Below are 24889 nucleotides of genomic sequence, written 5' to 3'. Positions count from 1 at the left end.
CATACATTTTACCATACTTATCCGAAAGGAGTATGCCAATGAAAATTTACGTCCATGGCCAGGGAATCACTTTAGCCGGTAAAGTATGGGAAATCAAAACCACGTTAAAAGAGTATGGCAAAAAGCATGAACTTGTAAAAGATTGGGTTGAGACTGTCAATCAGCCGGATCGCCGTCCAGAATAGTTGATTGCACTCCGTTCCTTTCGTTAAAATAAAACCAACATTGGATCGGAGTGATTTCTTATGAAGAGACGGAAACTGGGTACATCTAATTTGTTTGTCAGTGAAATAGGCCTTGGCTGTATGTCACTTGGAACGGATTACTCGAAAGCACAGGCGGTGATTGAAGCTGCATTGGAAGAAGGAATCAACTATTTTGATACCGCTGACTTGTATGATTTCGGGGAAAATGAAAAGGTTGTCGGACAAGCCTTGAAGAAAGCCAGGGAGCAGGTCATCATCGCTACGAAAGCCGGCAATCGGTGGACCGACGCGAAAGACAGCTGGACCTGGGATCCATCGAAGGCATACGTTAAAGAAGCCGTGAAGAAGAGCTTGAAAAGACTGAATACCGATTATATTGACCTTTATCAGCTGCACGGAGGGACAATTGAAGACAATATTGACGAAACTATTGAGGCTTTTGAAGAATTGAAAGATGAAGGCTATATTAAGTATTACGGCATTTCGTCCATTAGGCCGAATGTCATTCGTGAATATGCTCAAAAATCAAACATTGTCTCTGTCATGATGCAATACAGCATACTTGACCGCCGCCCTGAAGAAGAAGCACTCCCGCTCCTTCATGGTCACAACATCAGTGTGGTAACGAGAGGCACGGTCGCTAAAGGCATGCTGAGTGACAGAATGCTCGAGAAGGCAGCTTCGAAAGGATATCTTGATTACAGCTATGAGGAATTGGAAGAAGTTCTTCCTTTACTGAAAGAGAAGCTCGCCTCATCCAAGTCCCTTACTGAAGTCGCCATTCAGTATAACTTAGCCAACCCTGCAGTGGCTTCCGTTGTCGCAGGTGCAAGCACCCCGGAACAAATCAAGGAAAATGCCAGGGCTGCAGGTTCCCCTTCACTGTCTCCTCAAGAGATAAGTTTAATTAAGTCAATAACAAAGGCCAACAAATACGACCAGCACAGATAATATCTGGAAACCAAAAAAGGAACACTTTCGTTTTTTTATGCGAAAGTGTTCCTTTTTTCGTTTTGCAAGTCTCTTTCACTTTAAAACCTTATGCCAGCATCAGCAAGAGTGTATAGCCGGCCAATCCAGCGGCAAAGGCCCAGAAGTTGCTCTCCCTTTCCTCCGGGAGTTCTTCCTTCATTACATTTAAGATGACTCCGCCTGCAAGAAGGGCGAAAAGCAAGGCTATAATGTTTTCATTCACATTCCATGTGATGCCGATTGCCCAGCCTGCCAATATCGCGGCAGCAAGCAACCATCTCCCTACACGATCATACATTTCCTTATGCGCTTCCCTCAACGCATGGTCACTGGTGATGAAATGGACGGCAAGTGCAATAAAGTAAAAGACCAGTCCCATTACCCTTTCCTGTTCTCCATGAAGCAGTAAATATCCTATTAAACTGTTATAAAGGAAAAATGCAATGATATGGATCCAAAATACACCTTTCGAAGCCCGGTCCATATTGTTTTCCCTTTGCTGTTTTTTCTTTGAGGTCTTTACCATCCGTTCCAGCCCATAAAAAATGGCCAAACCAATCATAGCAACAATATATGTATGGTTTTCGAAGAACTTCAAGCCATCTGATTGAATACTCCTGTCAAGGACCTCGTTATGTTTATTCAACTCCGGTAGCAGGTGGATGAATACATAGGCTACAGAAATGCCTCCTGCAGCTGAAAGCAATCTGCTTCGAGGGACGTTGTCGAGGAAAGGTAAAAATCTAGAAAATAAATGGATGAATACGAATCCGGCTGCGAGTAAAAATGTTATAAGTAACAAGGCTTTGCTCCTTTGCTTTTTTTACCTTATTGCCCTTTCGCACAGGACGCAAAACGTTTGTTATTTAGACTCTTTTCGAAAACTTGCTATTTTCTCAACGAAAAGTATTACGAGTATAAATGTACTCTATGTCCAGGAGTTCCTCGAAAAGAGCCCAGATACTTTTATTTAGAGAGTTAAAAGCCCATGATCGACAGCAACAATCAATGCGGAAACCTTTATCTTGCTGGCCTCCATTGCATTGCTTTTTGCTCAAGCTCCTTCACTATCGGAGATTTTTCAGCTATGTAGGATTCGATATCATATTCATATTTTTGGGCAGCTATTTCTTTTACAGCAGCGTATTTGCTGGCCTGCAGAGGGTGAGCCCTTAAGTAATCACGGAAAACAAGATGCCTGTATAATTGATGGCTGCCTTTTTCAAACGAATGCAAATGAACTTTTCGAATCCCATTTTCATCATGTTTTTGAAAATAGCGCCTCCCTGGGATGCCATTTTCCCCCTTCGCCTTGTAGCCGGCAGCCTCTATGGCAGCTGTTGCCATTTCAACTTGTTCAAGGCTATCAGCTGCTAACATGATGTCTATGATCGGCTTGGCGCTAAGTCCGGGAACTGATGTACTGCCGATATGGTGTATTTCAATCTTTGCCGGTTCAAAGATGGATTCAAGAACCTGCTTCTCTTTTCCAAAAAGAGTTTTCCACTCAGGATTGTATGGAACTACTTCCACTCTTCTTCGGATCATTTGAACTTCTTCCAATCCATGTCGCTTTCAGTAAGCAATTCTTCGAAAGATTTATTCTTTTCCCTTAAACGCTTCTCTTCCTTCTTACGCTCTGATTCAGCGTGCTTTTTCTGTTCTTCCTCTTCCTTTAATTGCTGTTGCTGGGCTTTTAGCTTTTGCATGATATCCTGATTCAGGAGATCGCCCAGTGTTGCCGGCTTTTCCTCTTTCTTTACTTGCTGCTGGCGTTTTTGTTTCTTTTTCATAGTTGATCCCTCGGTTCTATGGTTTTTGGTAACTTTGTTTAATTTTCAGAGCCTTATTTTGGATTCTAAACGAGTCTGTTGATTTTCGTTCCGGGCGCTTCGCTTTCCGCGAGGAAGAATAATAAACTTAATACAAACGTTTTGATGAAATTATACCATCGGATGCTAACAATTAAAATTCTTCTGAGATTAATGCTGTTAAAGAAAAAGGAACGCCCTTTTATCAGGCGTTCCCGGTTTATCAATATGCGTCTAAGACAACTGAGTCGTCTACCTGTAATTCAGGTTCTGTTGATTTGAGGACATCGTCGACTGTGTAGCCGGATGCTACTTCAACAAGCTTCAGCCCGAAAGGCGTCACGTCAATGACCGCCATATCGGTGATGATCCGGTTGACCACACCTTTTCCTGTCAATGGCAGGCTGCACTCTTTAAGGATTTTCGCTTCACCGCTCTTGTTCACATGCTCCATAATGACGATGATTTTCTGGGCGCCGTGGACAAGGTCCATTGCACCGCCCATGCCTTTGATCATCTTTCCTGGAATCATCCAGTTAGCAAGATCGCCAGCTTCCGAGACTTCCATTCCGCCCAGGATGGCGATATTGATGTGTCCTCCGCGGATCATGGCAAAAGACTCAGCAGAATCAAAATACGCAGCACCTGGAATCGCCGTAACCGTTTCTTTGCCTGCGTTGATCAAATCTGGATCGACGCTGTCCTCGGCTGGATAAGGTCCAATCCCAAGCAAGCCGTTTTCAGACTGAAGGACAACCTGCTTGTCGTCAGAAATGAAGTTTGCCACGAGTGTCGGCATTCCGATTCCAAGGTTTACGTAAAAACCATTTTCGATTTCTTTTTCTGCCCGGCGCGCGATTTTCTCCCGGACATTCCCTTTGTTTTTAATCATATGCCTTCTCCTTTCATGTTCAGCCAGAGTTAACTTCTCACCGTCAGCCTTTCAATCCGCTTTTCCTGATTTCCCTCAATCAGTGTCTGGACATAGATGCTTGGTGTATGGATGCTGTTCGGGTCTAATTCTCCCACTTCATATAGATTTTCAACTTCGGCAATCGTGACCCTGCCGGCTGCTGCAATCATCGGATTGAAGTTCCTCGCCGTTTTATGATAGACGAGATTGCCCATCTTATCGCCCTTCCACGCTCTGACAATGCTGAAATCCGCTGTCAGCGACTCTTCAAGGAGATACTCTTTGCCATTGAACATGCGTGTTTCTTTGCCCTCAGCAATCGGCGTACCTACTCCTGCCGGTGTATAGAAAGCCGGAATGCCAGCACCGCCTGCCCTGATTTTTTCCGCCAGCGTACCTTGTGGAATCAATTCGACTTCGATCTCACCGGATAATACCTGTCTTTCGAACTCCTTGTTTTCCCCCACATAGGAACCTACCATTTTCTTTATCTGCTTATTTTTCAGCAGCAGGCCCAGTCCCCAATCGTCAACACCGCAGTTATTTGAAATGACGGTCAGGTCTCTTACTCCTTTTTCGACAAGCGCAAGGATTACGTTTTCAGGAATCCCGCAGAGGCCGAAGCCGCCAACCATCAGGGTTGCGCCATCATGGATATCCGCTACGGCATCTTGAAAGGATGTGCAAATTCTTTTCATCGTTATTCCCCCTTTAACTATGGATAGAACTGGCGCAGCCGCCATAATGACAGGCTGCCAGAGTTGCTTATCAGTATTAAAGATTAATAGTTTTATGCAAGTTCCACTACCGTGGCGACACCCTGCCCGCCTCCGATACAAAGTGTGGCAAGGCCTTTCTTCGCTTGTCTCCTCTGCATTTCATGGATCAGTGTAACAAGGATTCTCGCGCCGCTGGCTCCAATTGGATGGCCTAGCGCTATTGCTCCGCCATTTACATTCAGGATTTCCTTGTTGAATTTCAGCTCACGATCAACGGCGAGTGACTGTGCGGCAAACGCTTCATTCGCCTCGATCAGCTCCATATCTTCCATCGTCATGCCCGCTTTATTCAAAGCTTTCTTAACTGCGTCAACCGGTCCGATGCCCATGATACTCGGGTCAACACCAGCACTGGCGTTTGCCTTGATGACGACAAGCGGTTTCAGGCCAAGTTCCTCAGCCTTTGACCGGCTCATGACAACGAGAGCAGCTGCTCCGTCATTTATTCCTGAAGCGTTGCCTGCTGTTACGCTGCCATCCTTTTTGAATGCAGGACGCAGTCCGCCCAACTTTTCTGCGGTTGTGCCTTTTTTCGGGTATTCATCAGTATCAAAAACGACCGGTTCACCTTTTCGCTGCGGGATTTCAATCGGCACGATTTCATCCTTGAACTTGCCTTCTTCAATTGCTTTTACAGCCTTTTCCTGGCTGGATGCTGCAAATTCGTCCTGTTCTCCGCGGCCAATGTCATATTTCGAACAGAGGTTTTCTGCCGTCACACCCATATGATAATCATTGAACGCACACCACAGACCGTCTGAAATCATGCTGTCCACGAGCTTCTGATCACCCATCTTGAAGCCATCACGCGCGTTTTTCAATAAATATGGAGCCTGGCTCATATTCTCCATTCCGCCGGCAACAACAACCTCAGCATCTCCGGCAATGATCGCCTGTGCTGCCAGATGGACAGCCTTCAAGCCTGATCCACATACTTTATTGATGGTCATTGAGGAAGCGCTTTCAGGAATGCCCGCCTTAATCGCTGCCTGTCTTGCAGGGTTTTGCCCAACACCTGCCTGGAGAACGTTCCCCATGATAATTTCATCCACTTGATCAGGCTGGACACCTGCCTGCTTCAGGGCATCTTTAATTACTGCGGCACCTAAATCTGGTGCTGAAATATTTTTCAAGCTTCCATTAAAGCTGCCAATAGCCGTTCTTACTGCAGCTACGATTACTGCTTCAGTCTTGCTCAAACTTCTCACCCTTTCTCTAGTTCTCACCTTTTTATTACTTCTATTGCCTTTGATAAAATCCCTTTTATTTTATCAAAATTTTATTTATTCTTGCATTTTTAAAAATATTCTATTTACAATTAAGATATCTTAAGAGGAGGGGTATATCAAATGCTGCAGCTTCCCAAGAAGGTTGAAATAATTGAAGTTGGCCCGAGAGACGGGCTTCAAAATGAAAAGAGTTTTGTCCCTACAGAAGTGAAAAAAGAATTTATCCATTCATTGAAGGGTGCCGGAATCAAAGAAATGGAGCTTACTTCCTTCGTCTCCCCTAAATGGGTTCCGCAGATGGGAGATGCTGCCGAAATCGTTGCCGACTGTCTTGACAGCGACACGAGGAATATCGTCCTCGCTCCTAATAAAAAGGGGATTGAACGCGTCTATATGACGGGGTGCAAAGCGGTCGCTGTCTTCGTTGGTGTCAGCAATACTTTCAACCAGAAAAATATCAATAAAACGACTGCCGAAAGCCTTGCCGAGGTCCTGCCATTGATTGCTGAGCTTAAGTCGAAGGATTATTTTGTCCGTGCGTGCATCTCAACTGCTTTTTATTGCCCATATGAAGGCAAGGTTGACGAAGATGAAGTCCTTGCCCTATGCGGTGAATTCGTTGATGCCGGGGTCGATGAACTGAGTGTCGCCGATACCATTGGCATGGCTGCACCCCATGAGTCCTATTCCTTATTTTCGAAATTAAAGGATGCTTACCCGGATGTGATGCTGACTGCGCATTTCCATGATACAAGAAAGCTGGCCCTGTCGAATATTTTGGCCTCACTTCAGGCTGGTGTCACCCGCTTTGATACGTCAGCCGGCGGGCTTGGCGGCTGTCCATTCGCCCCTGGTGCTGCAGGCAACGCAGCTACTGAGGATGTCGTCTATATGCTTCACAGGATGGGAATCGACACCGGCGTCAACCTTGATATGATGCTCAAGGCCATTGAGGTGGTCAAGCCTCATCTCTCAAGGCAAATTGAAAGCACTTATTTCAAGCTGAATTCTGTTACAGTTTAACTTTTTGCATAAGCTCCTGAATATAAATCCATCTTATTAGATGAGGTAATTTTGAAGAAGGGAGCATGTTGCATGAGCCAAAAACGTGACAAAGGCTACAGCCAGCAAGGCAAGCCAAACGCAGATACAGTAAAACAGCAGATTGCCGCCGAGGATCTTGAAAAAGCGATCCACCCGACAAAGCGTCAAAACTCAGAGCAATAATTTATGGTGGACCGCCTATTCGGCGGTCTTTTTCATGTTTGTATTATCCAGACTAATGGTAAAATAAAGAAAACAGATTATCGGAGGGTTGAGCTTGAGAAGAGCGTTTCGCGTGCTATTTTCTTTTTTGTTTGTCCTGACCTCGCTCGGGGTTTTTATATCTAATAAAGTCATGTTCCTAAAAAGGAAAGATGACGAAGAAATTTTCAACCGAGAAGCGAAAGCCGGCCATCTGGTGCCTGATGAATATGATTCACTGCCAAAAACGGAAGTCATCATTCCTTCGTCCTTTGGCTACTCATTGAAGGCTGTCCTCGTTGAACCGCACGACACAAACCGTTACATCATCATTGCCCATGGAGTTACCCAGAGCAAGACCAATTCAGTAAAATATATGAACCTATTTTTGAATCGGGGCTTCAATGCCGTTATCTACGACCACCGCCGCCATGGGGAGTCCGGCGGGAAGACCACCAGCTATGGTTATTATGAGAAGTTTGACCTTAAATCGGTGGTAGACTGGTTAAGGGAGGAGAAGGGTCCCGATTTGCTTCTTGGCATCCACGGAGAGTCCATGGGAGCCGCTACCCTGCTCCTTTATGCAGGCATGATTAAGGATGGAGCGGACTTCTATGTGGCAGATTGCCCTTTCTCTGACTTCAGTGAACAGCTCGCTTACCGCATCAAGGAAGAGGTCAAGTTTTTGCCGCCAAAACTATTGCTGCCGGTTGCCAGCATGTTCGTCCGCATCCGTGATAAATATTCATTGAGCCAGGTATCTCCGATTGCGGTTATCGAAAATATTAAAAACCCCATCCTGTTCATCCATAGCCGCAAGGACGACTTCATCCTGCCATCGATGACCGAGGCCTTGTTTGAACAGAAACAAGGGCCAAAGAAGCTATTCATGGCCGAAAACGGGCTCCATGCTCAATCGTACAGCGAGAACCGGGAGCAATATGAGAAGGTGCTTGATGAATTTCTTGAGGAATATGTCTTTGCCGATCATGGAAGTACGGGCGCGGACCATTAATATAGGTTGAGCGAGGCTGCATCTTACGCTTTGGTTCGTTATCTGCTTGATTTATCTAATCCGCTTTTCTATCATACACATTTCTCTTGTTCCGGCTTCTGTTTGTCCGATAGAGCTCTTCTATCGGACATTTTTCTCTTTCCTCGTATAACAACGTTTGGCCGTTAGAGACTGAGCTCCAATAAAAAAAGATTGGCTCGCCCCTGAGCCAATCCTTTACTGTTTTTCTCCCTGGCGATCGATTTCTTTGCCAGCGGCGTCCAGTGCCCTGACTTCCTTGTAATCGCCAATTGCGTAATAATAGCGTTCGTTTTCCTTTTTAAAAATTTCTATTTTGGTAAACTTGCCATCCGGTCCTGCAGCTTCTATTGTTTTGATGTCCGGATTCAAGACTTTCCCAAAAATCACCGGAATCTTTGTATCCAATGTTCCGTCTTCATTAAAGGTTGTGAAAGTGTCGGCATACAGGAGCATGAAATCATTCTTATAATAAGTCCAGTGGTTATGCCCCGCATTTTCCCAGCCTTCTTTTTCGCTGCCTTTGATATAGGCGACTGCCAGCGCGTCGAATGTGCTTGAGCCTTCTTTTTGCTCTGTTGTGTAAAAGATGAGATATCCATCCTCCACCTTTTCCTTGTGGACGATTTGTTTGATGTTGAACGGAATATCGTTTTGGATTGCTTCTCCCGCGGTCTTATAAGCGCATGCCGATAGCACAAGCACGCATAAAATGGTTATGGCTGACCTCCACAATTTTCCCATCCTTCTCCCCCTGCCTTTGCGTCAAACTTCTATGTATTTTCACATTCTACTTTCTTATTTAACCTTTTTTCCAGTTTTTTGTAAACTCATAACCCTCTTTTGTCATAGAAGCTCATTCTTGGATTAAGATATTCATTCGGGCTCTTTAACTGGAAACATCCATTGCTACCTTTATAATCCAGCGTCATTTCCTCATCAAAAAACACCTCTTTGGCTTTTTCAATATAAATCGGAATTCCGCCCGTTTCTATTTGATGCTCTTCCACATTTTTTTCGCTTTCAAACCAGAGGGCCGCTACCCCATTTACTGCACAGCCGCAGCCATCTATATCGTATTTTAATTTTATATAGCCTTGCTTGCCTGACATTTTTTCGTTCAGTTTATTTGATGCAGCTTCGGTGATTTTCAGCTTCATGATCGCTCTCCCCTTCCGATGCTTCATTTTACCATACAGAGAAATTTTTTACGTTTCAGAACCCTTTGGCGAAATGTCTTGCAATTTTTCTGTTTAACTCTTACTATCAAAGATAATTCTGACAATTTGGAAAGGGGTGCTTTTTTTGTCAAAAGTAACGATTAAAGTGAATGATAATGGTTCATTAAGGATTACTGGTGATGTTGAATTGCTGGATGGTGCCGGCAATAAGTATGAGACAAAGCCTGTTTTCTCGCTTTGCCGCTGTGGCATGAGCAAGAACATGCCGTTCTGCGATGCTTCCCATAAAGGGAACTTCGAATCGGTTGTCCGTGCTCCGCAAGCTGATGAAACGGAATAACTATCGAGGGCAATGGGGAATCCATTGCTCTTTTTTTACGAGGATTTCTTCTAGTGAACCGCTCTTAAAAGATGATGGTCCCTTTGAGCTTCAAAATGACGACTACCATCCTTCCGCAAGCCTGACATCGGCAATGCTGGAAATCCCGATCCGGTGGATTTCCTCGAATCTGTCAACGATATGGAGCTTCTGCCCAAGCTCATTCCAATAATGGATTTTTCCAATCACCAATTCATATTTTCTTTGCCTGTAATAAGTGATGCTGAGCGGGCGGTTATACTCCATCGCTTCGAGGATTGTTTCATTCAATTGTTCAAGCTGCTGTTCATCCAGCTGCTTTTCTTTTTCATATTCGTCCTCCTGTGCCCATTCACGCAGCATCTTGACATGCTCCGGAAGCATCATTGACGTCCATTTAATTCTACCTCGGTCACGGATCATCTTTCTCTCCTCCTCCTTTTATCAACCCTTATGCCCGCCAACCAGTGCGGCGCGATGCCTTGCTGTTCCGGCTGCCGTATACGATACTGCTCTTAAGAGCGCTGACGATCCGTAGCGGCTGCGAATCCGGTCCATTGCATAGCCAAGCTCTTTCTTTTTCCAGCCGTTTTTTTCAAACAAATTCAATTGGAATTCGCTGTCGGTGACGAGGTTCCCGAGCGAAATCGAGATGCTTCGCACCGTCTTTCCCGTGTAGTTCTCGGCAAAAAGCTCGAGGCAGACGCGATACAGATCCATCGTGATATTGGTCGGCTCTTCAATTGTCCTAGAGCGATGGAAGCCTCCGCCGAATTCATCCTGGCTGTAGCCAACTCCGAAGCTGATGGTCCGGCCTGCCTTCCCATGGCTTCTTGCCCTGCGTGCGACCTCCTCGCACATTTCGAGGATCACATGCTTGATTTCCTCTTCTTCTTTATAGTCGCGAAGCAGGATCTGGCTTTTTCCAAAGCTGACCTGCCCTTCCATGATTGGGGCGCCGATATCCGAAAAGTCGATGCCCCATGCATGCCAGTACAGCTGGTTGCCCATGATGCCGAATTTTTTCTCCAATTTCTCCAGGTCATAGCGGGCTAGCTGGCCGACTGTAAAAATGCCCATGCTGTTCAATGTTTTCTCGACGCGGCGGCCGATTCCCCACATTTCCCTTAGCGGTGAAACATTCCACAGCTTCGTCTGGACATCATCATAGGTCCATTCAGCAATGCCCTTCTTTTTTGCATCGAGGTCAAGGCAGAGCTTCGACATCAGCATGTTCGGCCCGATTCCAATTGCGCAGGGAAGCTGGAATTCGCGCTCAATATCGTCTTTGATTTTTTTTGCGATTGAAGCAGCGTCTCCCCAAAGCTTCGAAGCTCCGTCAACCTTTATAAAGCTTTCGTCGACGCTGTAGGTGTGAATCGCTTCCTTCGGGACATAGCGATTAAATACACGGGAGATTTCTGTGGAGATTCGCAGGTAGGTGGACATCTGCGGATCAACGACAACAATCCGGGGATCATCGGGAATTTCAAATTTCCGTGATCCAGTCTTGATGCCAAACTCCTTTTTCAAACGCGGCGAGGCTGCGAGGACGACGCTTCCCGGGCGGTCAAGATTCCCGACAACAGCCAGGTAGCAGTCAAGAGGGTCGAGGCCGAGCATCACGGCGGAACAGCTCGCATAGAAGCTCTTCATATCCACACATAAAATTTTGTTTTGCGGCATTTCGCTGTAATCGACCATCTTTCTTTCCTCCCTTCTGCATGATATCTGCCAACAACAAGAACATCTGTTCCGCTTCATTATACCCATTATATTAAGCGAATATGCGTTCGGTTTCAATGGTAATTTTCCGGGTGACTGACTTAATTAAGGTGGAAATGGTGAGTGATGCCAAGACTGGAGATTTTTACGGAAGAGTGTTTTCAGAGCGAGCTTCGGAGTATAATCAGGTGAAGAGGTGCTGTTTACATGGATAAAGAACTCATTCGCAAAATGGTCCAGAAATGCTTCGTACAGTACCGGCATGATGGTTCACTGCCGTTCGGCGAGGCGGAATTCAATGAAATATACATAAAGATTGTAGACCAGAAAAATGCAGAGCCCGATGCTGATTTGCATGACCTAGTCCATGACGCGGTTTATGAATTTTTGGCAACATAAGAGTAAAGGCTGCCCTGCAAAACAGGACAGCCTTTGATTGACCAACTATTTCTGATTGAAAACTCTTTTGCCAAAAAGTTCGAATGTGCGGGGAAACAGCGAGTAAACAATGCTGCCTGGACTCATCCAGCGTGGCAGGTTGATTTCGCGTGTTCTCGTCATCATGCGGTTGACCACTTGTTTCGCCACGTATTCAGGCTGCAGCATAAAACGTTTTACATTTTTTACGTAGGTTCCCTGTTTATCCGCGACGTCAAAAAAGTTCGTAGCAATTGGACCCGGATTAACTGAAGTGACAAAGATGTGGTCATCAGCAACCTCCATCCGCAGGCTGTTCGTATACCCAAGCACTGCATGCTTTGTTGCCGAATAAACACTTGATTTAGGTGTGGCAATTTTGCCAGCCTGGGAAGCAATATTGATAATATGGCCGCTTCTCCTCTGTTTCATTGCAGGCAGTACCATCGAGGTGCAGGCCATCAAGCCGACGACATTGACATCAAACATCGTTTTGATATCTTCAATTTTCGCTTCATGAGCATAATCAAAAATACCAAAGCCGGCATTGTTGACCAATATATCAACATATCGGATATCAGTAAGCACTTCGGAGAAAACCCGCTTGATGGCTTCAGGGTCAGACACATCCAGCTGCTGGGCATGGACATTGATCGCATACTTTGATTGTAATTCCTTTTTTAAACTCTCCAATTTATCGATACTCCGGGCCAGAAGGACGAGATTCGCTCCGCGCGCAGCGCAAAGCCTGGCAATCTCGGCACCAATCCCCCCGGAGGCACCGGTAATTATAATATTTTTCCCTTTTAAGGATGACATCGTCTTTCACCTCATTTTGCTGTATAAACGAAGGATGTACCTTCTTCCCTGACTGAAATGGCGTCTAGGAATTGTAAATAATCAAGCTGGCCGACTGTTTCCGAAATGGTCAGATTCAGTTCACGCTCATACACTGTCGGGAAGAGCAATTTGCAAATTCCAAAAACAGTGAGTTCCCTGCCTTCAAGCATTCCCCTTACCTGCAATGCCCTGTCATGCTGGCGGGCCAGTCTTTTTTCGATCAGGCTATGCAATTCTGTTATTTCCGTTCCATGTCCTGTATATACTAGCCCAATCGGGTACTCCTGCAGCTTTTTTAGTGTAGCATTATATTGGACCAGCGGCTTTGGCCTTTCACTTTCACCTGGCAGCGGCGGCTCAAGCAATGGATTCGGTGAGATCCCGGCAAGGACCGTATCCCCTGCGATCATTGTCCCATCTTTTTCACGCAAGAGCACAATATGACTCTGGGCATGTCCCGGTGTCTCGATCACCCTCCATCCAGGCAGTGCCGGCGGAACGTCATTTTCCAGAACAGTTCCTGTCAATGAACGATTACAAGAAAATACTAATGTCTTTTTCATGACTTTCATCGAAGGCACAAAATATTGCTCTGGTATGGCTGATTGCAAAAAGAATTTCTCATAGAATTCTTTATGCTCCTTTTCAAATTCCGGAGTCCTGTTGATCCACCTTTCATTCAGGTGATGGCCATGTACGGCAAGACCTGGTGAAAAGTAATCCAGCATTCCCACATGATCTGGATGGTCATGAGTCAAGATAACCTGCTCGATATCCTCCGGCTTCAATCTTAAATCGGACAGCTGGGATTTGAACGACTCCCAGGAATCCTCTGTTTTTGTTCCCGCGTCCACAAGTGTCAACCGGTCCCCTTTTATTAAATATGCGTTCACATCACCGACCGGGAAAGGCGTCGGCAAAGTCAGTTTGGCAATTCCATCTTTCCATTCAGCCATATGATCCATACACCCCAAAACATTATTTTTCTATAAAGTAAACCGATTGATTATTATGGCAATCATTTAAATTCAATAGTCTCGGTATTTTTCCAATATAAAGATAAGTTTACATATAAAACAGTCGATTGTCATTATTTTCACTTTATATTTTCAGAAAAAACTAATAATTATTCAAAATACTACTTGACATATGGGTTGTCTATCTTGCATAATCACTATTAAAATTTCGTAAACTTTTTAAAAGCATTCGAGTAAGACGAGTAGACAGGAATGGTGTCAGAGAGTGGAGTCCACCGGCTGAAAGGCTCCGCCGCCCTCTTCGTGTTGAACCCTACCTTGCGAGCTGCCAGGCAAACCTGGACGTATACCGGCGTTAACGGATGTTGAGCTGCACTTTTTCAGCACTGGCTGAAGAAGTGAATGAAGGTGGTACCACGGAAGCATGGCCTTTCGTCCTTTTTTGGATGAAGGGCCTTTTTGTTTTTCGTTGTTTAATAAGGCTCTTTTCGTAAACTTTGTTGCTTTCTCAACCAAAAGCAATCTATTCTGAAATCTCCTCGAAAAGAGCCCCGACACCTTTTTAGAGCGTTTTAGAACATGTAAGAAAGGCAACAATCAATGCGAAAACAGACTTTAATAAACGAAACAAAAATATTATGGAGGCGATCTTGATGAAGAAGCTTGTTTTTGTTGGCGCAGGTTCGATGGCAGAAGCGATGATTTCCGGAATAGGGGCAAGCGGGCTTCTTCCGGGAGAGCAGATCTGGGCCACGAATAAACAGGATGCTGACAGATTAAAATCACTGGAGCTGAAATATGGAATAAAGGCGACATATGATTTGGAAATGCTTTTTAAAAATGCGGATGCAGTTGTCCTGGCAATGAAACCGAAGGACGCAGCCGCAGCGGTTGGGGAAATCAAATCCTATTTACCTGAAGGGATGCTGATTATTTCGGTCCTCGCTGGCGTCTCGATTGCCGCAATTGAAACAGCTGCAGAGAAGTCCCTGGCCGTGGCAAGGGCAATGCCAAATACCTCGGCCGCGATTGGCAAATCGGCAACTGCGATGGCCGTGAATTCCCATGTGAGTGAAGCGCAAAAGGTGCTGATACAGGAGCTTTTTAACACAATCGGCCTGACAACAATCGTTGATGAATATCAGCTTGATGCCGTCACAGGCCTATCAGGAAGCGGTCCTGCCTATATTTATTACCTTGTCGAGGCGATGGAACAAAGTGCCGCTGAAATCGGTCTGGATAAGCAAACAGCAAAGCAGCTGATTATCCAGACGCTGCTGGGCGCCGCCGAAATGCTGACGAAGTCGGATAAGGAGCCTGCCCAGCTCCGCTTTGAGGTGACCAGCCCGGGCGGTACGACCGAAGCAGGCATCAGCATTCTTGAGCAGCATGGCGTCCAATCTGCTTTCGTATCCTGCATCAAGGAAGCCACAGCTCAATCAAGAAGGCTGGGCCACCTGCTGGGAAATGAACTTGCAGCAAACCGTCCGCTTTAAAAATTGCAAATATGCTCCCTGTTTCTCTACAATGGAGAAAAACAACAGGGACGTGTAGATGTTGCTTCTAACCTTACTGTCTTTAACTTTAATCATCTGGATTTTGGCGACAATCGATGCCTTGATCGGCTTTAGGAAAATGGATTCCCTCGAAAAGGCTGAGGTTGCCGACCAGGGACAAAAGCTTAGCGTCATCGTGGCTGCCAGGAATGAAGAAGAACATATTTCCCTAAGCATTCGCACCCAGCTGAACCAAACCTACAAAAATACCGAGTGGATCCTGGTCAATGACCGTTCCGAGGATGATACCGGCAAAGTGATGGAACGCCTGAAAAGCTCTGATTCAAGAATCAAAGTGATCCATATCGAGAGTTTGCCAGAAGGGTGGCTCGGCAAGAACTACGCACTCTATAAAGGCTGGCAGCGCGCGACAGGGAACTTGATCTTATTTACAGATGCTGATGTTTTGTACCATCCCGAGGCTTTTTCAAAAGCGGTTGGCTATTTTGAGAAACATAATCTTGATCATTTGACGGCGGCCCCGAACCTTAGTGCAAAGCCGTTCTGGCTGAAGGCCTTTGTTGCTTTCTTCTTATTCGGCTTTTCCTATTACAAGAGACCCTGGCTCGGCAATAATCCCCGCTCAAAAACCGGCGTCGGCATCGGAGCATTCAATATGATCACCCGGTCGGCCTATGAAAAAGTCGGCACGCATGAATATATAAGGATGCGGCCCGATGATGACTTGCAGCTGGGAATGATGATTAAGCGAATAGGTCTCAAGCAGCGGATTGTCACGGCTATGACGCTCATTGAAGTGGAATGGTACCAGAGCCTGAAGGAAGCTTTAGCGGGATTGGAGAAGAACACCTTTGCCGGCCTCCACTATCGGATCAGCATGGTGCTATTTTCGGTGTTCGGTGTCTTTGTATCCCAGGTCGTGCCTTTCTTCACTCTTTTTTCAAAGAATCAGGCAGTCGCCATTTTAAGTGCTGTCAATCTCATATTCCTGGCTTTCCTTTATGTGATGGTAACAAAGAAGATGACCCGCTTTTCACCATGGATGTTCTTTGTCCTTCCCTTCACTGCCCTGATATTCATTTTCTCCATTCTGAGAGCGAGCTACCTGACATTAAGAAGAGGCGGCATTATCTGGCGCGGAACGAAATATACACTTGCGGAATTAAGAAAAAACACATTGCGGTGAGTACAATTTTTCCTTTCCTAAAGAAGCCCTGTTATACTTAAAATATATTTTGGATTTCGAAATAAAAGGAGGCTGCAGGATTGGAAAAGAAATTATTTTCCCCTTATAAAATTAAAGATTTAACTTTGAAAAACAGAATCGTCATGGCTCCGATGTGTATGTACTCATGTGAAAAAGAAGACGGGATTGTCACAGACTTTCATATGACACACTATGTAAGCCGTGCTGTCGGCCAGGTGGGCCTGGTCATTCTCGAGGCAACTGCGGTGACGCCGCAAGGACGGATTTCCCATCAGGATCTGGGAATCTGGAGCGATGAGCATGTGCCCGGTCTAACAGCTTTGACGGACCAAATCAAGCAGAGCGGTGCCGCAGCTGGTATCCAGCTGGCACATGCCGGAAGAAAAGCAGCATTGCGTGATGAAATCATTGCTCCTTCTGCTTTAGCTTTTGACGAGAAGTATAAAGAACCGAAGGCTATGTCGGTTGAGGAAATCAAGGAAACCGTCTCGGCATTCAGGCTGGCTGCCGAGAGGTCAAAGCGCGCTGGCTTTAATGTAATCGAAATCCACGCTGCACATGGATATTTGATCAACCAGTTCCTCTCCCCGCTTACAAATAAACGTGAGGACGAATACGGCGGCACTGCCGAGAACCGCTTCCGCTTCCTTCAGGAAATCCTTGAAGAGGTAAAAACCGTTTGGGATGGACCTCTGTTTGTCCGGGTTTCCGCAAGTGACTATCATGAAGAAGGCTTGACAGTAGATGATTACGTAACCATTGGTGCATCGCTAAAGGAATTGGGCGTTGACTTGATTGATGTCAGTTCAGGGGCCGTTGTACCAGCCAGAATCCATGCCTATCCAGGCTACCAGGTGAAATTCGCTGAAGAAATCAAGCATGAAGCCAATGTGGCTACCGGCGCGGTGGGATTGATCACAACCGGGATCCAGGCAGAAGAAATCCTGCAGAATGAACGTGCCGATTTGATTTTCATCGCCCGCGAACTCCTGCGCGATCCATACTGGCCAAGAACAGCAGCCAAGGAGCTTGGAACAAGCATCGAATCTCCTAAGCAATATGAACGAGGATGGATTTTTTAAGCTAAAACAATCATTATTTCTAAAGAGGCTATTCCAGAGTATTACTTTGGGAGGCCTCTTTTCTCGCTCTTTACCCTTTAACCTAATTTAATATCATAGCCTTGATGACGGACACTTCCTTGCGTTTTCCATGTATTTCTGTCCGTCATGTGTATCATTTTACTAATGCAATAACACCACAGAAAAAGAGGCTGTCATTCAAACAGCCTCTTCTTTATGGGTGCGTCTCTTTAACAGACTTTTTGCAGCAGAATCCTGCGGTACGTATTGCCGAGCATAACTCCTTCATCTGATATCAGGCCTAACTCTCGCTTTTTCCTTTTGGCAGATTTCCTCAAAGGATACACCGATGTCCGTTCCAAGCAGTTTGATCACATGTCTTAAAGCTTTTGTGACAAAAGATTGCCCTTTGCCTGGCTGTGCAAATTTATCGAAAACGACCACCAGACCTTCCTTGCGGCAAACTCTGATCATTTCGCCAAAAGCCTTTGTGCTGTCAGGTACTACTGATAAAATTAAGCTTCCGATAACATAATCGAACGACCCATCGTCGAACTCAAGCTGTTGGGCATCCATTTTAAAAAAAGTGATGCTGGAGCCTTTGAATTTCTCCTTCGCTTTTTCCAGCATATCCTCCGAGTAATCAATTGCAGTAATCTCCAATAGATCATAAGGCAATCTATCAATGTCTGCCCCAGTGCCTGCACCTACGAACAGTACCCTGTCCCCGGGACGGAAGTGAATCTCGCTGAACAGTATATCTCTCACTTTCGAAAATGGACCAGAATTGAAGATCCTATCATAAATCGGGGCCCACCCCTTGTAAATGAGCTTATTCCAGGAATTGTTCATGGTATCCTCTCCACCCAGAATCAGTAATATGATACATCTATTTATCTTTGACTCTCAAAAGCCTCAGGCCATTCAGAGTGACAATCAGGGTCGCGCCCATATCAGCGAAAATTGCGATCCACAGGGTGAGCCAGCCAGGAATGACCAGCAGCAGCGCCAGCAATTTCACGCCGATTGAGAAGGCGATGTTCTGCTTGATGATTGCGAGTGTTTTGCGGCTCAAATTAATCGTGAACGGCAGCTTTTTCAAGTCATCTGCCATCAGGGCGATATCGGCGGTTTCGAGTGCTGTATCGGTGCCCGCTCCTCCCATTGCAACTCCGACCGTCGCAGCGGCGAGTGCAGGTGCATCATTGATGCCATCCCCGACCATCGCAACTTTTCCGTGATTTTTCTGTAGTGTTTTTATGAAATTCAGCTTCTCTTCAGGAAGCAAATCGGACTGGATATCGGACACGCCTGCCTGGCTGCCAATCGCAGCTGCGGTGCCTTTGTTGTCACCGGTCAGCATGATGGTCTTTTCAATGCCAAGCTCATGAAGACGGGGCACGACTTCCCTGCTCGACTCTCTAACTTCATCTGCAACCGCGATTAATGCAAGTACTTCAGAATCACTGCCTGCAACCATGACTGTTTTCCCTTCAGACTGCAGGCGTGAAATTTCTCCTGCAGCCCCACCAGGAATTCCACCTTCGACGATTTCTTCAAGGTATTTAGGGCTGCCGATATAATAAACAATCCCGTCAACAGTTCCCTTTAATCCTTTACCGGTTACCGATGTAAAATCTTCAATTGCTTTATCCATGTACGGTACTGTGTCTGCGTCTGCCTTTCGGATAATAGCAGAAGCAATTGGATGCTGTGATTTATTTTCAAGGGCAGCGATTACTGCAAAAAGACCGCTTGAATTTTCACCAGATAACAATTTGAAATCAGTAACAGCCGGCACTCCTTTTGTGAGCGTCCCAGTTTTATCAAAGGCAACGGCTTTCAGCATGCCCATTTCCTCAAGGTGGACGCCACCCTTTACAAGCACACCATGTTTAGCGGCGTTGCCAATCGCTGTCACAATTGAAACTGGCGTTGAAATGACCAGGGCACACGGACAGCCGACAACCAGGACGGCCAGCCCTTGATAAATCCACTCACTCCATCCTCCACCGAAGAGAAGTGGCGGTACAATAGCAACCAAAAATGCGACAAGGATAATAATTGGCGTGTAATACTTGGCGAACCGGTCCACGAAAGCCTGCGAAGGAGCCTTTTCCGCCTGTGCCTCTTCTACAAGGTGAATGATTTTCGCGATTGTGGTATCATCGACCAGTTTAGTGATTTTAACCTCGATGAGACCTTCCCCATTCAGCGTGCCGGCAAACACCTCATCACCCACGCTTTTATCAGCTGGAACAGATTCCCCGGTAATCGCCGCCTGGTTGACAGCCGAGAATCCGGAAACGACTTCCCCATCCATGGCAATTTTTTCGCCTGGTTTTACAATCATAATGTCGCCGACTTCTATTTCATTTACATGGATGCTGTATTCCCTGCCATTCCGGCGGACGAGAGCTTCTTTTGGTGCAATATCCATTAATGAACGGATCGAGGCTCGTGCCTTATCCATTGAATATCTTTCAAGCACTTCACTAATCGCAAACAATATGACAACGACAGCACCTTCGCTCCACTCGCCAATGATGGCAGCCCCGATGATCGCAACAGTCATCAGTGCCCTCATGTCAAAATCGAGCTTTAGAAGATTCTTTATTCCACTTTTAAAAAGGGAGTAACCACCTATAATAATCGCGCCCAGAAATAATAGGATGGCCGGCAAACTACCTTCACCAAAATTAAACTGAAGAAAATACGCGGCAATGATCATCACTAAGCTGATCAATACCGTAGAATTTTCCTGCCAGAACGGTTTCTTTTTTTCAGGGATAATCTCAGCTTTATCCGGGTAAAGCCGCAGGTTCTCAAATGCGCCAGCTTGCTCCAGTTCCTCAATGGAGGCTTTACCGAAAACAGTCAGCTTGGAAGCGCCAAAATTTACTTTTGCATCAAAAACACCATCCAGGTGCTTTACGTTCTCTTCGAACTTTCCGGCACAGCTTGCTCAGGTGAAGCCCTGTACCCGATAAATTGTTTTCGCGCCAGATTGCGCTGCTTCAGTCATTCAAATCCAACTCCTTTTGATGTTCAAACGCCAGGTGAATCAATTGCTTCACATGGTCATCCACCAGTGAATAATAAACATGCTTCCCTTCCTTACGGTATTTAGCGAGACCAAGATTCTTCAACAGCCTTAAATGGTGGGAAGCAGTAGCAGTGGACGAATTGACGACCGCAGCTACATCGCAAACACAAAGTTCTTTGCCTACATATAGTGAGTATGCGATTTTAACCCTAGTTTCATCTGACAACGCCTTGAGTATTTTTGCGGCTTCAACAGTATTTTGTTCTTTCAATTCAGCAGACATCTGTTCCACTTTTTCGTCATGGACGCAATTGACCTGGCAGACATCCTGCTCCTTCAATTTGCTCACCCCATTCATTCAAATGATCTTTTGATTATATCTTATTCAAATGACCGTTTGATTGTCAAACAAAAATAAAAAACCAGGAAATCTCCTGGTTTTAAAGGTTAGGCTGTTTTTTCACCCTGCCGGTCAGCAACCTTCTTGAAGTAGAAACCTAGTTTGACGAGGCCAACTGCCGTCAAGGAAAGAATCATGTTGAAGAACACTGCAAATATCGCAAGATCCATGACTTCAAAGATGAATGCATACAGAAATCCAACTGCCCCAAATAGTGATATTGTGATGAGAAAATGCATCCTCGGAAAAAGAAAGGTAATGATTCCGCTAAACAACATAACTAGTGAACCCATGATAAATAGATGAAAACCGAATAAAAGTAAAAACTCCAAAACAATTCCCCCAGTATTCGTGTTGTTGGTTTGATGGTAATGATTCCACCACTTTCCAATTCCCTCTGGGTTCCTTGTCTAAACTAAAAGACCTTAAATTCGGTCATCCCATATTCTATTAAGCATCGTTTCTTCGTTGGAAACGACGAGTTCGAATACATCGGGATTTGTCATTTCCATCAGGCAGTCGTAACCGAAGCTTTCATTGAAATACCTCATTAGCAATGTGGTCATGTTACCGTGGCTGACCAGTAAAATATGATCATGTTCTGAACATAATAAATCCTCAATCAATGATTTGGCTCGATTCATCGCAGCAGAATGAGATTCTCCGCCTTCAAATACTAGCTCAAAATCCTCAAAGCTTTGCTTTAGCTTATCTCGCCAGTCCTCAAGGTTGACTGTACTAAGCACTCTTTCTCCGAGTCTGTCATCCTTCTGCACTCTTATTCCTCTTGAATCAGAAAGAGGTTTCATTGTATCGAACGCTCTTTTAAAAGGGCTCGAATAGATGATATCTATTTCTTTTCGCTTGAAAAAGTCCACTAATGCCAGTGCCTGCTTCTTGCCCTGTTCGGTCAGTGGTGAGTCTACAGGCTGCCCAGCCGCACTTGCGTGACGTACAAGATAGATTGTTTTCAATCAAAACACCCCTTTATTCAGTCATGTTCATAAGGAACGGAGATTTCCATAAAATCTTCTGAGACAACCGTATTGGCAAACACTGTTTGTGCTTCCGCTTCAAGCTCTTTCCAGTCATTTTGGTCATACCTGGAGCTAATATGGGTCAGGCACAGCTTTTTTACATCTGCATTCAAGGCTGTTTCAGCAGCCTGCAGAGTGGTCGAATGAAAATATTCATAAGCAAGTGTACCTTCATCTGCTGAAAAAGTCGCTTCATGGACGAGAAGATCTGCATTTTGGGCAAGAACTGAAGCATTTTCGCAAACCCTTGTATCACCTAAGATCGTGACAACCCTTCCTTTTTGCGGCGGACCGACAAATTCAGCAGGATTGATGACCGTTCCGTCGTCCAATATGACTTCTTCCCCATTCTTGATTTTCCTGTAGTCTGGACCGGGCTTTACACCTGCAGCTCGAAGCTTATCGGCAAGAAGAGTCCCAGGACGGTCCTTCTCCTTTACTCTGTACCCATAGGAAGGAATTCCATGCTCCAACAATCTTGCTTCAACGATAAATTGCTCATCTTCAAAAATGACACCTTCCTCAAGCTCAATGATTTCCATAGGATATTTCAAGTAAGATTTACTGATTTTCAAAGATACCTCAATATACTCTTTAATCCCGGGAGGACCATACACGGTAACCAATGACTCCCCGCCCTGGAAGGAACGGCTGGACAGCAGTCCCGGCAAACCATATATATGGTCTCCGTGCAGGTGGGTAATGAAAATTTTTTCAATCCTGCGCGGCTTAATGCTTGTATGTAAAATTTGGTGTTGAGTTGCTTCGCCGCAGTCGAACAGCCAAACGGCTCCGCGCTCCTCCAGCAATTTCAATGCGATTGAGGTCACATTCCTCAGCTTGGCCGGAATACCCGCACCTGTTCCAAGAAAAAAAACATCCATAATCCTGACATCCTCCCATACAAAACACCTGCCCATCCTACAGGCAGTGTCATATTCCTTTCAATATATCACAACAGGCATTATTCATCTAAACCAAACGGCGGATTTAACCGGAAGTGGGATAGTTCCATTCAATTAGAAGAAAACTAAATACAGTTCAAACAGTTGCTAATTGTTCTTGAAAGGGATAAAATTTTGTATTTGTAGAGTGTTTTTTATACATACTTTTAAATTCACATAAAAGAGAGGTTCTATATTGTGGCACACACCGAAAAACCAACAGCTTTAATCATGATCTTCGGGGCTACGGGAGACCTGGCAAACCGTAAATTGTTTCCTTCCCTCTATAATTTATTTGAAAAAGGAAAACTGGATAAATTCGCGGTCGTTGGCGTTGCCCGAAGACCACTGTCAAATGAGGAATTCCAGCTGAGGGTAAAAGAATCCGTTAAGGAGATTGGGGATACAGACGCTGATGTCAACGAGTTCGTCTCCAAGTTTTATTATCATTCCCATGATGTAACTGATTCAAGTTCTTATCTTGCCCTTGGAAAGCTTTCGGAAGATTTGGACAGCCACTATGGACTGAATGGCAATCGAATTTTCTACCTGGCAATGGCACCTGAATTCTTTGGAACAATTGCTGAGCACTTAAAGAAGGATAAGCTCACCGATGTATCCGGGTTCAAGCGCCTGGTCATTGAAAAGCCTTTCGGACATGACCTTGAGTCGGCAAAAGTGTTGAACAAGCAAATCCGAACCGCTTTTACAGAGGATGAAATCTACCGAATTGACCACTACCTTGGAAAAGAAATGGTCCAGAATATCGAAGTAATCCGTTTCGCAAATGCGCTGTTCGAACCACTCTGGAATAACCGGTACATTTCCAATATCCAGGTTACATCAAGCGAAACGCTTGGTGTGGAAGAACGCGGCCGTTATTACGAGAAAAGCGGTGCCCTAAGGGATATGGTCCAGAACCATATGCTGCAAATGGTTTCATTGCTCGCGATGGAACCGCCGATCAAATTGACAACTGATGAAGTCCGCTCGGAAAAAGTTAGAGTATTCCGCGCTCTCCGCCCAATAAAAGGCGAGGAAGTCAATGAATATTTTGTTCGGGGACAATATGACATAGGTGTCATGAACGAAACAGATGTACCTGCTTACAGACAGGAGGAGATGGTCGATCCTGAATCCAATACAGAAACATTTGTAGCTGGAAAGCTGATGATTGATAACTTCCGCTGGGCTGGAGTTCCGTTCTATATCCGTACTGGAAAAAGAATGAAGGCAAAGTCAACAAAAATTGTGATCCAGTTCAAAGATATCCCAATGGATTTATATTATCAGCCAGAAAAAACGGTAAATCCAAATCTGCTTGTCATTCATATCCAGCCAGAAGAAGGAATCACCCTCCACTTGAATGCCAAGAAATCTGGCCAGGGTACAAAAGCTACACCTGTCAAGCTGAATTACTCAAACAAAGGGATTGACGGACTTAATACTCCAGAAGCATATGAAAAACTTCTTTATGATTCATTGCGCGGAGACGCAACCAACTTTACACATTGGGATGAAGTCGCATTATCCTGGAGCTTCGTTGATAATATTTCAGCTGTATGGGAAAATACGAAAGAGCCAGGCTTCCCTAACTATGCCTCAGGTTCCATGGGGCCGGACGCAGCAGACAAGCTGCTAGAGAAGGATGGATTCTTCTGGTGGCCAATCACTGAAATCGATGTAGAAAATTGTTAATAGAACAAAAAGCACAAGCGCCTCGTTCAGCCCCGACAAGCGCTGGAGGGCCTGCCAGTGAAGTCGTTCTTTGACTTCATTGGCAGGACCGAAGTGTCTCGAGGGGCTAGGCGCTGGAGCTGGAGTAAGACACCCACATGCAGTTATCCACCCAAAAATACTTTTATAATTTCCTATAAAAGAACAGAAATCCCGCCTTGGTAATAGGCGGGATTTTTTGCAATGTCTCTGAAATTTCAAAATAATCCTTTGGTGGTTAACGTAATTCTGCT

At 45.3% G+C, this 24889-nt stretch carries 30 protein-coding genes; 11 read left to right on the top strand and 19 right to left on the bottom strand.

Features of this window, described 5'->3' with window-relative positions; all coding sequences use genetic code 11:
- The first annotated feature begins 38 nt into the window (after window positions 1-38).
- Together mciZ and J7E35_RS07690 are read left to right on the top strand one after the other, a co-directional pair.
- Entirely contained in the window at window positions 39-185 is a 147-nt protein-coding gene (mciZ, locus tag J7E35_RS07695) for a Z-ring formation inhibitor MciZ (protein ID WP_214778534.1), read from the top strand.
- A 60-nt stretch (window positions 186-245) separates the two neighbouring features.
- Window positions 246-1157: an aldo/keto reductase gene (locus J7E35_RS07690; protein WP_214778532.1), complete on the top strand. Its 912-nt coding sequence runs from the start codon at window positions 246-248 to the stop codon at window positions 1155-1157.
- 88 nt (window positions 1158-1245) lie between these two features.
- Here J7E35_RS07690 and J7E35_RS07685 read toward each other — a convergent pair whose 3' ends face one another.
- The 6 genes from J7E35_RS07685 to J7E35_RS07660 all read right to left on the bottom strand — a co-directional run bounded on the left by J7E35_RS07685 (window position 1246) and on the right by J7E35_RS07660 (window position 5880).
- Window positions 1246-1980: a hypothetical protein gene (locus tag J7E35_RS07685; RefSeq protein ID WP_214778530.1), complete on the bottom strand. Its 735-nt coding sequence runs from the start codon at window positions 1978-1980 to the stop codon at window positions 1246-1248.
- Window positions 1981-2198: 218 nt separating this feature from the next.
- Window positions 2199-2726: a GrpB family protein gene (locus tag J7E35_RS07680; RefSeq protein ID WP_251009644.1), complete on the bottom strand. Its 528-nt coding sequence runs from the start codon at window positions 2724-2726 to the stop codon at window positions 2199-2201.
- Window positions 2723-2971: a YqkE family protein gene (locus tag J7E35_RS07675; RefSeq protein WP_214778527.1), complete on the bottom strand. Its 249-nt coding sequence runs from the start codon at window positions 2969-2971 to the stop codon at window positions 2723-2725. Before J7E35_RS07675 ends, J7E35_RS07680 begins: the two co-directional genes overlap by 4 nt.
- A 241-nt stretch (window positions 2972-3212) precedes the next feature.
- Window positions 3213-3881, bottom strand: coding sequence for a CoA transferase subunit B (locus tag J7E35_RS07670; RefSeq protein WP_214778525.1), 669 nt, complete (start codon window positions 3879-3881; stop codon window positions 3213-3215).
- A gap of 29 nt (window positions 3882-3910) precedes the next feature.
- The gene (locus J7E35_RS07665) at window positions 3911-4600 is read right to left on the bottom strand and encodes a CoA transferase subunit A (protein ID WP_214778523.1); all 690 of its coding nucleotides are present in this window, start codon (window positions 4598-4600) and stop codon (window positions 3911-3913) included.
- Between the two features lie 92 nt (window positions 4601-4692).
- Window positions 4693-5880, bottom strand: a complete 1188-nt coding sequence (locus J7E35_RS07660) for an acetyl-CoA C-acetyltransferase (RefSeq protein WP_214778521.1) — start codon at window positions 5878-5880, stop codon at window positions 4693-4695.
- Window positions 5881-6030: 150 nt separating this feature from the next.
- Between J7E35_RS07660 and J7E35_RS07655 the strand changes: the two genes are divergently transcribed.
- From J7E35_RS07655 to J7E35_RS07650, 3 genes are all read left to right on the top strand, one after another.
- Entirely contained in the window at window positions 6031-6933 is a 903-nt protein-coding gene (locus J7E35_RS07655; RefSeq protein ID WP_214778519.1) for a hydroxymethylglutaryl-CoA lyase, read from the top strand.
- A gap of 72 nt (window positions 6934-7005) precedes the next feature.
- Entirely contained in the window at window positions 7006-7137 is a 132-nt protein-coding gene (locus J7E35_RS23465; protein ID WP_285290328.1) for a hypothetical protein, read from the top strand.
- Window positions 7138-7231: 94 nt separating this feature from the next.
- Window positions 7232-8170 (top strand): alpha/beta hydrolase, encoded by a 939-nt coding sequence (locus tag J7E35_RS07650; RefSeq protein WP_214778518.1) that lies wholly within the window; start codon window positions 7232-7234, stop codon window positions 8168-8170.
- Between the two features lie 216 nt (window positions 8171-8386).
- On the opposite strand, the gene J7E35_RS07645 is transcribed toward J7E35_RS07650, so the two are convergent.
- The gene (locus J7E35_RS07645) at window positions 8387-8932 is read right to left on the bottom strand and encodes a hypothetical protein (protein ID WP_214778516.1); all 546 of its coding nucleotides are present in this window, start codon (window positions 8930-8932) and stop codon (window positions 8387-8389) included.
- 86 nt (window positions 8933-9018) lie between these two features.
- Window positions 9019-9348, bottom strand: a complete 330-nt coding sequence (locus J7E35_RS07640; RefSeq protein ID WP_214778514.1) for an iron-sulfur cluster biosynthesis family protein — start codon at window positions 9346-9348, stop codon at window positions 9019-9021.
- A 112-nt stretch (window positions 9349-9460) separates the two neighbouring features.
- Between J7E35_RS07640 and J7E35_RS07635 the strand changes: the two genes are divergently transcribed.
- Window positions 9461-9709 carry a CDGSH iron-sulfur domain-containing protein gene (locus J7E35_RS07635; RefSeq protein ID WP_214778724.1) on the top strand — a complete coding sequence of 83 codons (249 nt, stop codon included), beginning with the start codon at window positions 9461-9463 and terminating at the stop codon, window positions 9707-9709.
- Window positions 9710-9811: 102 nt separating this feature from the next.
- On the opposite strand, the gene J7E35_RS07630 is transcribed toward J7E35_RS07635, so the two are convergent.
- Together J7E35_RS07630 and J7E35_RS07625 are read right to left on the bottom strand one after the other, a co-directional pair.
- Entirely contained in the window at window positions 9812-10150 is a 339-nt protein-coding gene (locus J7E35_RS07630; protein ID WP_214778512.1) for a YolD-like family protein, read from the bottom strand.
- A 21-nt stretch (window positions 10151-10171) separates the two neighbouring features.
- Entirely contained in the window at window positions 10172-11431 is a 1260-nt protein-coding gene (locus tag J7E35_RS07625) for a Y-family DNA polymerase (protein ID WP_214778510.1), read from the bottom strand.
- A gap of 228 nt (window positions 11432-11659) precedes the next feature.
- Between J7E35_RS07625 and J7E35_RS07620 the strand changes: the two genes are divergently transcribed.
- Complete coding sequence (locus J7E35_RS07620) at window positions 11660-11851, top strand: YqzH family protein (RefSeq protein ID WP_214778507.1); 192 nt, start codon at window positions 11660-11662, stop codon at window positions 11849-11851.
- A 45-nt stretch (window positions 11852-11896) separates the two neighbouring features.
- Here the strand turns inward: J7E35_RS07620 and J7E35_RS07615 are convergent, their stop codons facing one another.
- From J7E35_RS07615 to J7E35_RS07605, 3 genes are all read right to left on the bottom strand, one after another.
- The gene (locus J7E35_RS07615; RefSeq protein WP_214778505.1) at window positions 11897-12688 is read right to left on the bottom strand and encodes an SDR family NAD(P)-dependent oxidoreductase; all 792 of its coding nucleotides are present in this window, start codon (window positions 12686-12688) and stop codon (window positions 11897-11899) included.
- A gap of 11 nt (window positions 12689-12699) precedes the next feature.
- The gene (locus tag J7E35_RS07610; RefSeq protein WP_214778503.1) at window positions 12700-13665 is read right to left on the bottom strand and encodes an MBL fold metallo-hydrolase; all 966 of its coding nucleotides are present in this window, start codon (window positions 13663-13665) and stop codon (window positions 12700-12702) included.
- A gap of 279 nt (window positions 13666-13944) precedes the next feature.
- Window positions 13945-14202 (bottom strand): hypothetical protein, encoded by a 258-nt coding sequence (locus tag J7E35_RS07605; RefSeq protein ID WP_214778501.1) that lies wholly within the window; start codon window positions 14200-14202, stop codon window positions 13945-13947.
- Between the two features lie 137 nt (window positions 14203-14339).
- Between J7E35_RS07605 and proC the strand changes: the two genes are divergently transcribed.
- The 3 genes from proC to namA all read left to right on the top strand — a co-directional run bounded on the left by proC (window position 14340) and on the right by namA (window position 17492).
- Complete coding sequence (gene proC / locus J7E35_RS07600; RefSeq protein ID WP_214778498.1) at window positions 14340-15182, top strand: pyrroline-5-carboxylate reductase; 843 nt, start codon at window positions 14340-14342, stop codon at window positions 15180-15182.
- A 61-nt stretch (window positions 15183-15243) separates the two neighbouring features.
- Window positions 15244-16389 carry a glycosyltransferase family 2 protein gene (locus tag J7E35_RS07595; protein ID WP_214778496.1) on the top strand — a complete coding sequence of 382 codons (1146 nt, stop codon included), beginning with the start codon at window positions 15244-15246 and terminating at the stop codon, window positions 16387-16389.
- A gap of 80 nt (window positions 16390-16469) precedes the next feature.
- Window positions 16470-17492 (top strand): NADPH dehydrogenase NamA, encoded by a 1023-nt coding sequence (gene namA, locus J7E35_RS07590; RefSeq protein WP_214778494.1) that lies wholly within the window; start codon window positions 16470-16472, stop codon window positions 17490-17492.
- A 285-nt stretch (window positions 17493-17777) separates the two neighbouring features.
- Here the strand turns inward: namA and J7E35_RS07585 are convergent, their stop codons facing one another.
- The 6 genes from J7E35_RS07585 to rnz form a co-directional block, all read right to left on the bottom strand.
- Window positions 17778-18260 carry a class I SAM-dependent methyltransferase gene (locus J7E35_RS07585; RefSeq protein WP_353050340.1) on the bottom strand — a complete coding sequence of 161 codons (483 nt, stop codon included), beginning with the start codon at window positions 18258-18260 and terminating at the stop codon, window positions 17778-17780.
- Between the two features lie 121 nt (window positions 18261-18381).
- Complete coding sequence (locus tag J7E35_RS07580) at window positions 18382-20517, bottom strand: heavy metal translocating P-type ATPase (RefSeq protein WP_214778492.1); 2136 nt, start codon at window positions 20515-20517, stop codon at window positions 18382-18384.
- Window positions 20510-20878, bottom strand: a complete 369-nt coding sequence (locus J7E35_RS07575) for an ArsR/SmtB family transcription factor (RefSeq protein ID WP_214778490.1) — start codon at window positions 20876-20878, stop codon at window positions 20510-20512. The genes J7E35_RS07580 and J7E35_RS07575 overlap by 8 nt, the downstream gene beginning before the upstream one ends.
- Before the next feature lie 107 nt (window positions 20879-20985).
- A complete protein-coding gene (locus J7E35_RS07570; protein WP_214778488.1) occupies window positions 20986-21270 on the bottom strand; it encodes a hypothetical protein in 285 nt (94 codons plus the stop codon).
- 93 nt (window positions 21271-21363) lie between these two features.
- Window positions 21364-21912, bottom strand: a complete 549-nt coding sequence (locus J7E35_RS07565) for a histidine phosphatase family protein (RefSeq protein WP_214778486.1) — start codon at window positions 21910-21912, stop codon at window positions 21364-21366.
- Between the two features lie 17 nt (window positions 21913-21929).
- On the bottom strand, window positions 21930-22859 hold the full coding sequence (gene rnz, locus J7E35_RS07560; protein WP_214778484.1) for a ribonuclease Z: 930 nt from the start codon (window positions 22857-22859) through the stop codon (window positions 21930-21932).
- 258 nt (window positions 22860-23117) lie between these two features.
- Between rnz and zwf the strand changes: the two genes are divergently transcribed.
- Window positions 23118-24617 (top strand): glucose-6-phosphate dehydrogenase, encoded by a 1500-nt coding sequence (gene zwf, locus J7E35_RS07555; protein WP_214778482.1) that lies wholly within the window; start codon window positions 23118-23120, stop codon window positions 24615-24617.
- Window positions 24618-24889: the final 272 nt, after the last annotated feature.

Origin of the sequence: Bacillus sp. ISL-45, assembly GCF_018613195.1 — a bacterium.
GTDB lineage: Bacteria > Bacillota > Bacilli > Bacillales > Cytobacillaceae > Mesobacillus.
The sequence above is the reverse complement of the archived record's forward strand: the minus strand, read 5'-3'. Positions and strand labels throughout refer to the sequence as shown.